At 40.3% G+C, this 13,811-nt stretch carries 7 protein-coding genes; 4 read left to right on the top strand and 3 right to left on the bottom strand.

The window, feature by feature from the left end:
* Positions 1 to 7 precede the first annotated feature (7 nt).
* A complete protein-coding gene (gene ubiE, locus AC5YCE_RS03255; protein ID WP_496124673.1) occupies positions 8 to 952 on the bottom strand; it encodes a bifunctional demethylmenaquinone methyltransferase/2-methoxy-6-polyprenyl-1,4-benzoquinol methylase UbiE in 945 nt (314 codons plus the stop codon).
* A 228-nt stretch (positions 953 to 1,180) separates the two neighbouring features.
* On the bottom strand, positions 1,181 to 1,888 hold the full coding sequence (locus AC5YCE_RS03250) for a DUF8198 family protein (protein ID WP_496171042.1): 708 nt from the start codon (positions 1,886 to 1,888) through the stop codon (positions 1,181 to 1,183).
* Positions 1,889 to 2,093: 205 nt separating this feature from the next.
* Between AC5YCE_RS03250 and pap the strand changes: the two genes are divergently transcribed.
* A complete protein-coding gene (pap, locus tag AC5YCE_RS03245) occupies positions 2,094 to 3,572 on the top strand; it encodes a polyphosphate:AMP phosphotransferase (protein WP_496171041.1) in 1,479 nt (492 codons plus the stop codon).
* Positions 3,573 to 3,700: 128 nt separating this feature from the next.
* Here pap and AC5YCE_RS03240 read toward each other — a convergent pair whose 3' ends face one another.
* Complete coding sequence (locus AC5YCE_RS03240; RefSeq protein WP_496124676.1) at positions 3,701 to 4,207, bottom strand: hypothetical protein; 507 nt, start codon at positions 4,205 to 4,207, stop codon at positions 3,701 to 3,703.
* Positions 4,208 to 4,395: 188 nt separating this feature from the next.
* Between AC5YCE_RS03240 and AC5YCE_RS03235 the strand changes: the two genes are divergently transcribed.
* The 3 genes from AC5YCE_RS03235 (at position 4,396) to recD (ending at position 13,743) form a co-directional block, all read left to right on the top strand.
* A complete protein-coding gene (locus AC5YCE_RS03235) occupies positions 4,396 to 8,070 on the top strand; it encodes an exodeoxyribonuclease V subunit gamma (RefSeq protein ID WP_496171040.1) in 3,675 nt (1,224 codons plus the stop codon).
* A gap of 72 nt (positions 8,071 to 8,142) precedes the next feature.
* Positions 8,143 to 11,889: a UvrD-helicase domain-containing protein gene (locus AC5YCE_RS03230; RefSeq protein ID WP_496171100.1), complete on the top strand. Its 3,747-nt coding sequence runs from the start codon at positions 8,143 to 8,145 to the stop codon at positions 11,887 to 11,889.
* A 96-nt stretch (positions 11,890 to 11,985) separates the two neighbouring features.
* Positions 11,986 to 13,743: an exodeoxyribonuclease V subunit alpha gene (gene recD / locus AC5YCE_RS03225; protein ID WP_496171039.1), complete on the top strand. Its 1,758-nt coding sequence runs from the start codon at positions 11,986 to 11,988 to the stop codon at positions 13,741 to 13,743.
* The last annotated feature ends 68 nt before the right edge of the window (positions 13,744 to 13,811 follow it).

Here is a 13,811-nt window from a genome sequence, read left to right as displayed (position 1 = left end):
TTAGAACTTAAAGTTTGAAACCACGGTGTACTGCAACGATACCCGCAGTCAAGTTATGGTAATCACAGTTTTGGAATCCTGCATTTTCCATCATGCCTTTTAAGGTACGTTGGTCTGGATGCATACGAATCGATTCAGCCAAATACTTATAACTTTCTGAGTCATTGGCAATGATTTTCCCCATGATGGGTAAAGCCGTGAATGAATACAAATCATACAATTTTGAGAATGGTTCAAAGACAGGCTTAGAAAACTCTAAAACCAGTAAACGACCACCTGGCTTAAGTACACGGTACATTGCAGCGAGGGCTGCATCTTTATCGGTCACGTTACGTAGACCAAAAGAAATCGTCAAAAGATCAAAACTGTTGTCTTCAAAAGGCTCTAAAGTTTCCGCATTTGCCAATACGAAATCAACGTTGGTACAACCTGCATCGATTAAACGATCACGACCAACATTCAGCATAGATTCGTTAATATCAGACAGAACCACATGACCTGTTGGACCGACTTCACGGCTAAACACTTTAGCTAAATCACCTGTACCGCCTGCGATATCCAGTACACGTTGACCACGACGAACACCTGACATATTAATCGCAAAGCGTTTCCATAGACGGTGAATACCGAATGACATCAAGTCATTCATGATGTCGTATTTCGCTGCAACTGAATGGAAAACTTCAGCCACTTTTTGCGCTTTTTCTTCGCTATTCACAGTTTGAAAACCGAAATGTGTAGTTTCACCCACATTTCCAGTGTTTGCGCCACGCGGTAAATTATATTTTGGAACAGAACCTGTTACAGGCGTATCAGTCAATTTTTGTTCTAAAGATTGTTGTTGACCTTGTGGAGTGCCTGTTGGTAATGGCTCAGTTAAAAATGGACTCACTTTGTCTGCACTTTTTGCCGTCTCAGTTTGAGCAGTAGGCTGTTGATTTTCGTTAGACATTCGAGTCGCTCCTGAACACAAATAATGGTTAATCGTTGTTAAATTGCATGATGACAGATTCTTTCATTTTTTACAGCGTTGATCATGCAATTGCTATGAATAATATACAGAAAAATAAAGGTCTTTTTCGCCTGTAATTGAATTGTTCTGATGCTTCCAATTGAGCTGGTTGAACACAATGCGATAACGAGTTGGTATCAGCACTCTGCTCTTGTGCACAAAACCTTATCATATTCTAAACGGATTGGGTTGACCTGAATGTACATTGTCCACAATCATGCGTTCTTTTTCAGTAAAACTGTGGATAAATGTCGCTGCCGACTTTAAAGGCTTCATGGCAACAAAACCTTCACCAATAAAATCGTACATCAGCTCAAAACGATATTTGCTTGCTGTACCTTTACACATTTTAAAAGCAGTGTGCATGATGAAAGAGCGCATGTATTTATCGAGACTGATGCCCAGTTCATCGAGTAAATCGAGTTGCTGTTTGCGAGCAGTCGATTGATCGAGCTTTACCAAAGTTTGACGCATCATTTCATCATCAATCGCTTGATCTGCTGGATAGTCTGTTAATAATTGTTGTGCCACTTGCTCATCGAGTTGCATCGCAAGCACAGCAAGACCGACAGACTTCAAACCTGTTTGAATGGCATTTTCAGGAATGATTTTCTCTGCTTTATGCGCATAGTTGAGTAGTCGTTCAATTTGTAAGGCTAATTCATCAAACTCAGGGCCACCGTATAAACGGTTAATAAAATATTGCGCCATAAGCTGATTTTTAGGTTGATTGAACAGTTCTTGATGGGTATTTAAAATTCTCGACTTGAGCCAGTTTTGAGCATCAGTTAAGCGCTGTTTTAACAGTGGATCTGAATGATAGTTTAATTGTTTATATTGTTCTAAAAGATCATCTAATGCAGCAAGTTTGGACATGTGGAACTCAATAAATATCGAAATATAAAGATGCTTAACTCAGCATAATTTGACTTAAATAAATGCGCTATGACAAATCAGCAGCAATACAAAATTAAATCGTCAATGAAAAGTCATCTTTGAATTGCAATTATTGTACATCAAGTTTCATCAAACCATGGTCAGTTGCGTATACTGATCTAAAGATATAAAAATAGAGAAAAGCATGACGGCTAAACGCATAGAAAAGTTGAAAGATGACTCAAAAGATAAGGTTAAAGATGAGCCTGAAGCTCAGCTTGTAGCAACATCTTTAAATCAGCCAGAAGATTTAAGTTTGCAACTGATCGAAGCTCAATACGCGCTCAAAAATACCAAAGCAAAAAAGAATGCGAAAAGCTTGGTCATTCTAGTCAGTGGTATTGAGCTTGCGGGTAAAGGGGAGTCTGTAAAACAACTGCGTGAATGGGTCGATCCTCGTTATTTACGTGTTAAAGCTGATCCACCGCATTTGATGAATACCACGACACCTTTTTGGCAACCCTATGCGCGATATATCCCTGCTGAAGGGCAAATGATCGTCATGTTTGGTAATTGGTATAGTGATTTGTTGACCACGACTTTACATGTTTCAAGCCCGTTTGATGAAACCATGTTTGATGCTTATGTTCAGCGCATGAAAGAGTTTGAGCAGGATCTTAAAAATAACCATGTCGATGTGATTAAAGTTTGGTTTGATCTGTCATGGAAATCTTTGCAAAAACGTCTCGATAAAATGGATGCGTCAGAACAACGTTGGCACAAATTACATGGACTCGATTGGCGTAATAAAAAACAATATGACAATGTGCAAAAGCTTCGTCAGCGTTTTACTGATGATTGGTTGATCATTAATTGTGAAGATGAAGTTCAGCGTGATCAAACGTTTGCAACGCATGTATTAGAGCATTTAAAACATTTACCGAACCATCCACTGAAAGTTCGGAGCAAATGGCAACAAGCGGTTGTGCCAGAGGCCTTATTACAACCCGAGAGCATTGTTTTAGAAGAAACCGAATACAAAGCAGAACTGAAAAAACTCACCAAAAAAGTCGCCGAAGCATTACGCCTAGATGGTCGCAAAACAGTGATTGTGTTTGAAGGTATGGATGCGGCAGGTAAAGGTGGAGCGATCAAGCGCATTGTTAAAAAACTTGATCCCCGAGAATATGGGATTTTTAATATCTCAGCACCTGAAAAATATGAATTAGCACGACCTTATTTATGGCGTTTTTGGAATAAATTACTCGAAAATGAAACGATCTCGATTTTTGACCGTTCTTGGTATGGACGCGTTTTAGTTGAGCGTGTAGAAGGTTTTGCTTCCGATGTGCAATGGAAGAGGGCGTATGATGAGATCAATCGCTTTGAAAAAGACTTATCGGATACGCAAACGGTTGTGGTGAAATTCTGGTTGGCGATTAGTAAGGACGAACAAGAAGCCAGATTTAAAGCGCGTGAATTAACACCGCATAAGCGCTTTAAAATTACTGCTGAAGATTGGCGTAACCGTGGACGTTGGGATGACTACTTAACGGCAGCGGCGGACATGTTGGAAAGAACCGATACGGATTATGCGCCGTGGTATGTGATTGCAACCAATGATAAATACTCAGCAAGGATTCAAATCTTAAAAGCCCTGCTGAAACAGTTGAAGGCGGATTAACAGATTGTATCGTTGTATTCCCCTGAACCAAATGAATAACAAGTGAATCAAAAATCAACAGCATAAAAAAGCGGATCATCTATCCGCTTTTTTATTTTTTATCATCGAGTCACTTAGCCAATAACCACTTAGCTCACGACTTTCGCTGTTTGCTTCTGCTGAATGCTTTTAGCAAGCTTATAACTTTCTTCAACATGCGCTTCGGCTACTTTTTTCATAATGATATAACCGAGGCTCGCCGCAATAATAGAACCGCCAAGTGGAATGAACTTCGTCACTTGCTTAGTGATAATCTTAGAGGCCATATTATTCAAAGATAGTTTAGCCGCGGTACGTGCAGCCACTAAGCCTGAAAATTCAAAGCCACGTTTACGCAATTCGCTCCAATGTACTTTTTTGGTTTTCGGATCATAGACACTGATTTGTTCAGGCGAAAGACCAAAGCGCGTATTGATTTCAGGGATGAGAAGAGACAGCATACCGACATCAATCACTACATCTAAAAAGGGTACAGGAATGACGGCAACGCCTGCGGACACATAAGAGCGCTTTTTGACTAATTCAAGACATTCTTCACGGATTTGTTCTAAATTTAAATTCGGATCTAATGTGTCAGGAATTTTATCGATTTTCATAATACATTACCTTTGGTATCTATCTGATTGTTATTAAGTAAACCATGAATATAGTGTGGTTTATTTGAAAGTTTTATTCAGTCGCTTGAATAAAAGTGCCATACTCAGTTTAAGATGTATAGTGATTTATGTTTATGGTTTTGTTCACGAATGATGATGATCTTGTGTGAATAAAATAAAGAGGAACTATGGGGATTCATGTTATTCAAAGCCAACGGATCGATGTGTTGGTACAAGGTGTATTACACAGTATTCATAAACCTTCAAAGAATCCTTTAAATGTCCTTAAAAAAGAGCACTTTATTGTCCCTAGCCCTGCGATTGAGACATGGCTGACTCAGACCATTGCCGAACAGCATGGGATCAGTGCCAATAGCCAATTTCATCAGCGTATTCGTGGTTTTCAGTGGTATTGCTACCAACAGGTACTCAGCGATAAAGACCATGTGCGTAAAGCCAATATTCCACGCTTGATGATGAAGTGGCGAATTTATCAAACACTAAAATCCTATATTGAATCTGATGAAAATAGCTTAGAGATTGAGCACCCTTTATATTCCATTATTCAACGGATCTATGACAGTGCGGGTCAGCTTGAACATAGCTTAGAAAAGCAACTCAAAAAACAGAGCATGTTGTATTGGGTGGCGGAACAGGTCTCTAAATTATTTGGTAATTACATGCTATATCGTGGTGATTGTCACCGTGGTTGCGAAGGTGAGTGCCGTTGTCCACAGAATTGGTTAATGCAATGGGGTGCCAATCAGCCGCTTGATATTGAACACCTATTTCCTCAAAACCCAGATCAAGATATTTCGTTTAAATTTGATCAAGCTCAAAAACTAGAAGCTTGGCAGCGTTGGCTTTGGCAGCATACTTTTCACGATGATTTTGTGGAAATGCAAAGCATTGATCATGAGTTTTGGAAAGTCATGGATGATGATGCCTTACGTCCTGAGGCACTCAAAGCATTACCCAGTCAGGCGATTGTTTTTACGGTATTAGATTTGCCACCGTCGCAGTTACAGTTCCTCAGGCGTTTAGGACAATACATTGATATTCTGATTCTGCATTACAATCCATCACAAGAATATTGGGCGGACAGTGTCGATCCAAACTGGAAAAAGCGTTACGACTTGAGTGTTAAAGAGCGCTTTATTGCCAAAAATCCAAACGCTTCAGATGAAGAAATCCAGCAATTTTTCAAAGCATTTACACTGAATTTTAATGCAGAAGTTCGCGAATCTAGACATCCATTACTCACCCGTTTCGGTAAGCAAGCCCGAGATCACTTTTCGATTTTATCGAACTTGTCATCGGGAGAAGAAGGGCAATGGGTCGATGCATTTGTCGATGAATATCCCAACCATTTATTGGGTAAAGTGCAATCCGATATTTTGTATTTGGTCGAGCCTGAGAAACAAGGTTTTGAACTTCGCGCAGATGATGATTCTATTAAAATCCATGTCTGTCATTCAGGTTTAAGACAGCTTGAAGTACTGAAAGAACAGCTCATTCACTGGTTATCTCAGGGGACAGCAGAACAGCCACGCCGACCGAATGATATTTTGGTTTTAGCACCCGATTTAAAACAAATGGAACCGTTGATTCGAAGTGTGTTTCCACAGAGTACCCTGCAAGCGGGTGTCTATTTACCTGTAAAAATTGCAGGGGTAACTCAGATTGATGTCAACAATGCATGGCGTGCAGTACTCGGTCGAATTCAACTGGTCAGTGGTCGCTTCAGTATTGAGGATTTTTCTGATTGGCTGAGTTTAAATGCCACGCAAATTCGTTATGAACTTGATATTGATATGACTGAGCGCATGATTGAGCTCTTGATCAATGCGGGCTTTAAGCGTGGTTTGGATGCTGAACACTTACAGCAAAGTTTGAGTATAGAAGATACTGACTATCGTTTTAGTTTGAAGTTTGCTTTAGATCGTTTGGCTTTAGGTGTTGCTGTGCCTGAACATACGATCTTTGGTGAGACTTTGAGTTTCGCTGAAGTCCTCAGTGCTGACTTTGAATTGATCGCCAAACTGATCGAAATCTATCAGGATTTTGCAGTCCGCCGTGATTGGTTAATCATGCATGAGAAGGGACAGCGTAAACCTGTTGAGCAATGGTTAGAGATTCTAAAAGCAGAAATTGAAGAGTTTAGCCAAGCTGGTGTCGATGCCTTGCAAGCTGTGCATCAAGTGGTGCGAAAGCAATACACCATGCTGACGTTGTCTTATAACTACGAAATGAAAGAAAAAGGCAATGCGACGCAACATGCGTTATATGACATTCAATTGCCTTTGCCTTATCTGCTACAAGAGATTCAAAGTAGTTTAGAAAGCCAACTGGAACAGGCTTTGCCAACAGGTCAAATCACCTTTAGCCAAATTGGACATATTCGTCCTGTCCCTTATAAATTGATTGTGATGCTGAATCTGGATAGCGGGAAATTTCCAAATCGTAACACCCAAGTCCCTTTCGACTTGATGGGATTACTCCGTCCACAATTGGGTGATCGCTCTCGTTTAGAAGATGATCAAGGTGCATTTCTGGATGCATTGCTCTTAGCACAAGAGAATCTGTGGCTGTTTTACAATGGATTTGATGTCAGTGATGGCGAAGTCCGTGAACCCTCAAGCGTATTACAGGAGTTGATCAGTCATTTTGCACTTATTACAAAAAAAGCCGACACAGTACAAGATAATTTAAAGACCGAATCTGATCCAATGATCAATGTGGAAGGTATTGACGTCCCTGCACAACTTCATCAGTTGTATCAAGTGCATACACTACAACCCTTTGATCCAGTCGGTTTTCAAGCTGAACCATCGACACGCTATCAAGATCAGTGGTTTGGTGTGGCACAAAAAATTATCAAAGCCACAGGGCAACGTGAACCTTGGATGAATGGAGTTTATCCAGTTGAAACATCAAGTTTGGTCGTCTTAGAAGGTAATCAGTGGATGCAGGATGTAACGTTCCCTGCAAGACTTTATTTAAAGACTTTAGGTGTTGAAAATCTAAAGACATCAGATCTACCAGCACAACAAGAACCCTTAGTTTTGGATGGCTTGGGGCGCTATGCCATTCGAGATTTTTTACAAGATCAAGATTCAGAAACCTTAGACCCTCGTGTTTTGCAAGATCGCTTACCTATTGGTAAAGTGCAGCATAGTGCATTGCAGATGAGTCTGGCGGAACAGCAACGACTGAAACAACGCTTACAACGTTACGCGCCTGAACAGACTGCGACGACTCAACGCCAGTGGCGTGTTGATGAACACATCATCATGAATATCAAGGTTCCTGTGCAAGCGGTAAAGGAATGGGTGAGCCTCAGTGCTGCCAGTGCGCGCGCTAAACGCCGTACGCAAACGTGGCTAGAATATTTATTGTGGGTCAGTTATTTAAACTTAAAAGATGAACAAGCGACGCAGTTAAAGCGGATTTCGATTTTTAGTGATGTGACGTTGATTCAATCTGGAGTGACTACACAACAGGCTAGGGCGTATTTACAACATTGGTTCAAAGCGTATCAATATGGGCAAACTCAGCCCTTGGTGTTGCCTGCAGCACTACTGATGTTATTGGCTGAAAAAGGCAAAGAGCTAGAATGGCAGAGTGATGAAATGGGTAAGGCGAGCATTGCCAATTTTAGTGATCTAGGTAAAGAATGGGATAAAAGTGATTCATTCTTACCATTCTCATTAGAAGAGATGGAGTGGAGTCGTAAGCATCGCGATTGGCAATTTATACTGGATGAGCAAGATACCACGGCACTGTTACAGCATGCTTGCGATGAGTTTGCTTATGATTTGTATCAGCCGATTTACCAATACCAAATCGCAGTTGAGGATTAAATCGTGAATCAAGCGCAGCGCTCAGAAAATCAGCTCTCAAAAAATCAGGTCTCAACACAACCGATTGTCGATATGCATTTTACAGGTTTGCATTGGATTGAAGCTTCAGCAGGAACAGGCAAAACCTATACTTTATCCAGCCTGATGGTGCGGATTCTACTTGAGAAATATTTACCCAATCAGGTCATTGCCACCACCTTTACGCGAAAGGCAGCGGCAGAATTACAAAGTCGTGTTCGACTCAGATTGATTGAAGCACAGCGATATTTTGAAGCCTGTCGTGAACTGACCGAGCATGAGGTTATTGCCAAAGCAAACTCAGAATCAGATCCGCTATTTGCAACATTACTCACCACTTTTTCAAATCGAATTGCCTATGCTTGCGAGCGGTTAAAATTGGTAATTGATCAGTTGGATGAACTCTTTGTTGGGACGTTGGACAGTTTCAGCCAAAAGTTATTGCGAGAGTTTGCTTTTGAAAGTGGCAAAATTGAATATGCCACCATTACCGATGATGCCAAAAGTTATAGTTATCAATTGATTCACGATGTATTAAGAGAGTGGATTCAAGCACAATCTCAGCCAACCATTGATTATTTACTGTTAAATAAAAAGCTGAAATCTCAAGACAGTTATGTCTCTGTGGTGGAGTCGAGTCTGAATTTCACTTCTGCTTATTTTCAGCCTATTCCACCACCACAGGTGGATTTAACAGAATTTGAACAACACATGGATCAATTGATTCATATTGATTTATCTCAGTCTGTAACCTTGTCTGAATATTATTTGGAAGACGGGCAATATTTCAAAATTTTAGCTAAAAGATGGCGCGATCAACTGGCTTTAAAAAGGTTGCTTGAACACGATTTACCGTATTTCATTGAAATGTTGAAAATACAGCGGAGCAATGCGCTGTTTGCCTCAGAATTTGAAGGCGTTTTAAAGTCGCTTTCAGATTTGGTGAACAAAAAGCCTTTAAATAAATGCCCTGAAGATGTAGCAAGTCAATTTGAATCCCATGCCATTATTCGTGCTTTAAAGCAGTTTTTTGAAGCATTTTCAAAGCTGGCAACAGATCTTGAACAGCTCGATAGTTATTTGAAATATCATCTTGCCACCGAAGTGAAAAAGCGCTTGCCTCAAGTATTACAACAAAAAGGTGAAACGACTTTTGCACAGCAAATTCGCACATTAGCCGAATCACTACAAGGCGATCAAGGGCAACGCTTTGCAGCCTATGTACATGCACGTTATCCGCTGATTTTAGTCGATGAATTTCAAGACACCAACCAAGATCAAGATGATATGTTGGCGCAAATTTGGCGTCATCCTAGTCGGGTCAAAAAAGGCTGTATGATCATGGTGGGCGACCGTAAACAAGCGATTTACGGCTTTCGTGGTGGCGATATGCTGACGTTCTTAAAAGCACATCAAGATGTGTTTGGCAAAGAAGGACATGCATACAATTTGATTTATAACCATCGCTCCGTTCGAGAGTTGGTTGAAGTTGTGGGTGCTTTATTTCAACGACAGCCTGATTTTGGCGAAATGGTGATTTATCAACCTGTTCAAGCGGGTAGTCGTCCTCATCCAGCTTTAGTCGAGCAAGGGCAGATCAATCCAATGCCACTTCGTTGGATTCAGCTTGAAGATAAAGACACAGAAGCAGAGCAAGTGGCTTGGCAGATTCGTCATTTACTCAATCTCGCCAATCAAGGGCAACTGTATTTAAATGACCCAAAGACCAATCAAACACATGTCTTAAATGAAAGCGATTTTGCGGTGTTGTCCAAAAACCATGATGGCTTAGATAAAACCCAATCTGCTTTGGAATACTTAGGTATTGCTTATAATCGACCTTCGAAAAAAAGTGTATTTGAAAGCCAAATTGCGCGAGATGTGGGGGCTTTGCTTACGGCAATTATGCATCCTTTCGATGAAGCCAAAGTCAAACGCGCTTTATTGAGTCGGTTGTTGGGCTTCAATTTACAAAAGTTGATTCAACTGGAATTACAGACTGAAGGCTTAAGCCATTATATTGAACAGTTTGATTTGATTCGGGAGCTTTGGCTCAATCAAGGCTTCCTAACGGCATGGCAATATTGTCTCAACGCTTTTAAAATTTGGAACACAATCGTTGAAAAACAAAGTCGTGATAATGAGCGTGCTGTAGTCAACCTACGACACTTAACTGAAGTTCTCAGTCAGCACAGTGAAGATTATCAAGGTGCCCAAAACCTCTATCATTGGTATCTCAGACAGTTGACTGAACCGATGCAACGCGAATGGGAAATGGAGCGTAAGCTGTCCAATGAAGCGGGCGTGCAGTTGATGACGATTCATCAATCCAAGGGTTTAGAATTTAAAATTGTGTTTTTATTGGGTGCGGACAAAAGCGCCAACGAAATGAATAAAGCGCTTAATTTTTCTAAGATTGAACAACTTAATCCGAATACTGGCAAGATGGAAGAACGCCGTGTTGTTGCAATTCACGATAAACAAAATATTGATGAACGTGCCGCGGAACAACACGCCGAACGACATTTGGCAGAACAAAAACGCCTGTGGTATGTCGCTTTAACTCGAGCTAGCCATCGAGTCTATGCCATGCTCAGTGATGTCAAAGGAACATCCACATCTGCCTTAGCTTTTTGGCGCGGTCAAGGTACAGAGACCTTTCAGCATCCACAGAGTGATATAGCGCCATTAATCACATCACGTCCTCCAAAAGTAAGTGCTATTGAGGAAAAAATAGTACCTAACGTAATTGCAAATCCATTTCCTCAACAACGATTTTATCCAAAGTCCAAAACCAGTTTCAGTGCTTTAGCACAGCATTTGACGCGCCAACAAATTCAAGATGCATTGGCGGTTTCAGAGCAAGAGATGGGTCGTGCAGATGATGAAATTCAGCAAATGATTGTTGAAATAGAACAGCCTCGTCAGCCCATCGCTTGGATTAAGGCTCATTTCCCAATGGGGACTTTAGCAGGGAGTTTCTTACACGAAATTTTTGAGCATCTTGATTTTCAAGATTCACAATTATGGAGTTTAGAAATACGACGCCGTTTTAAAAATGATTATGCGACCTTGTGGAACGAATTGCTGGATAAAGTTAAATCCACTTTTCCAGAACACCAATCAGCAGAAGACTTTATTTTGAATGCGATGGTGGACTGGCTGAAAGAAATTCTAGCGACACCTGTATTGAGTGAATCTGAACCACAAGTACAAGCATTCGAGCAACTTGACTTAAATTTGAGTGATTCAAATGAGATAAAATCAAAAGGTGATGGTCAATTTAGATTGAATCAATTGAGCGTACATGAACGTTTAGCTGAATTTCCATTTTACCTTGCATTATCAGATCGCGTATTTGCGATCCAGCGAGTGCATCAGTTGTTTCGTGAGTATGGGATAAGCATGCCCGAGTTTAAAGAAGCCAATGCTGCTCGCTATTTGAAAGGTGAAATTGATTTAGTTTTCTATGACGGCCATCGTTACCATATTGCAGATTATAAGAGTAATTTCTTAGGCTTAGATGCTCAAAGTTATGATTCAATGGCGATTCAACAAAGTATGACGCATGCCAGTTATTGGTTGCAGGCAGCACTATACCTCGTCGCATTACACCGTTATTTAAAGATTCAACTTGAAGATTATGATCCTGAGCGTGATTTGGGTGGGGCAAGCTATTTATATTTACGTGGTATGAATGGACACGCAGGGCAGGGTTATTTTTATTGGCAACCGAGTATTGAATTCATACTGCGACTTGATGCTATTTTAGGTTGTTTGGTTGAGGAAAAAGTCAGCTAAATTACAGCCTTTTTTAAATGATATAACTATTAAACATAAACTTAGGTTGTGGATAATAGTGTTGGTAAATATGTTTATAACTTTGAGGATAACTGTGTGGAAAATAGACAAAAAGTAGAGATTCAGACACCGCAATGGATTGCGACTTGGGCTGAATTCATGCTTAAACAGTCATCTCCACAGTTAAAATTAAATGAAGATTCACTTAATTTAATAGAACAGATTTTACTTGCAACGACACGTGGTGATAGTTGTTTAGCCAAAGCACATTTTAGCCCTGAATTACTGGGTCATTTGGCCATTGAAGATGTATTGGCTACGCACACAGTCGCTCCTTTTATTTATGATCAAGAACACTTTTATTTATATCGTTATTGGCAATTGGAGCAGCGTTTAGCGTTGCAGATTCAACGATTAAAATCACAGAATATTGAAGAGATTAAAATTAATCAGTTTGATCATCTACTCGAAGATCAGCATCAAAAAAATGCCTTGAAAATGGTGGTGAAACAAAGCCTCAATATTATTACGGGTGGCCCAGGAACAGGTAAAACCTATACATTGGCACGGATTATTGCAGTGTTAAATCATGCAATGCCGAATATCCGAATTGCCATGGCAGCACCAACAGGAAAAGCGGCTCAACGGATGAAAGAAGCATTACAAAACTCTTTTAATGATGAAAGTCTGAATGCGATGGGCTTGGTTTCGGATCATTTAAAACAACAAGATACAGTTACGATTCATCGCTTATTGGGACTCGGAACACGCTATCAACCAAGATTCCATTTGAAGCAACCCTTACCTTATGATGTGGTTGTGATTGATGAAGCATCCATGTTGGATTTGAATCTTGCAACATTGTTGTTGGAAGCCATACCAGATCAATGTCGATTGATTTTATTGGGGGATGCCAATCAATTGGCGTCTGTTGATGTCGGTTCGGTACTTGCAGATTTAAGACAAGTAAAAGCACTCGACGAAAATCATGTCAATTTGGTTACCAGTCGAAGATTCAAAGCGGGTGCACTGATTGGCGAGTTAGCAGGTTTTATTCAAACGCCACGAGATGCTAAAACCCCACATCGGGAAGTCTTGGATTCATTGCAAAGCAACATTGTTCAAGCCACTGAAATTAAATCTGTTCCTCTTCTGAAAGAGATGTCAGATGTCGTGCAACTGGAGTATCTACCCGATCAGATCAATTCAGAGGCTTTACAGCATTATTATGAAAAACTGAGTTGGGGTTTTTATGCTTATTTTGGTGCTCTAAAAAAGTATATGGAGAGTGATGATCCAAATGCTGATGTTGAGCAAGTTATTCAAGCCTTTGACCAGTATCGTATATTAACTGCGATTCGGCATGGTGATTTTGGCTTAACTAAAATGAATAATGCGATGCAAAAGTCTTTACTGGATCAGCTGCCATTGTTAGTCAAACGAGGGGATTGGTATGTCGGCAGACCTGTAATGATGAGTTATAACGACTATCAAATAGGGCTCTCGAACGGTGATATTGGTCTTTGTTTTAAGCATCGAACCAATCCTGCCGAGTTTGAAGTTTATTTTCCAAGTTTAAATAAGTGGATTCCCGCGACTCGGTTACCTAAATCGATTGAAACAGCCTTTGCAATGACTATTCACAAATCTCAAGGCTCTGAATTTACACATACGGCAGTGGTCATGGATGAAGCATCGACAAAACTCCTTAGTCAAGAGCTTATTTATACCGCCGTGACGCGTGCGAAATCAGTGGTCAGTTTATTGGTAAATTCAAATGCTTTAGCCCAATCATTTCTCATAAAAACAACAAGATCGAGTGGTTTGGTAAAGAAAATTAATCACTTAATTTGATCAAATAAATGAAAACACTCTCAGTCTTGTAAGAAATAACGTACAAGGATTCGAGAAATTGACGCATA

It is taken from the genome of Acinetobacter sp. CY79, assembly GCF_059515845.1.
This window is presented reverse-complemented; position numbering and strand designations above follow the sequence as displayed.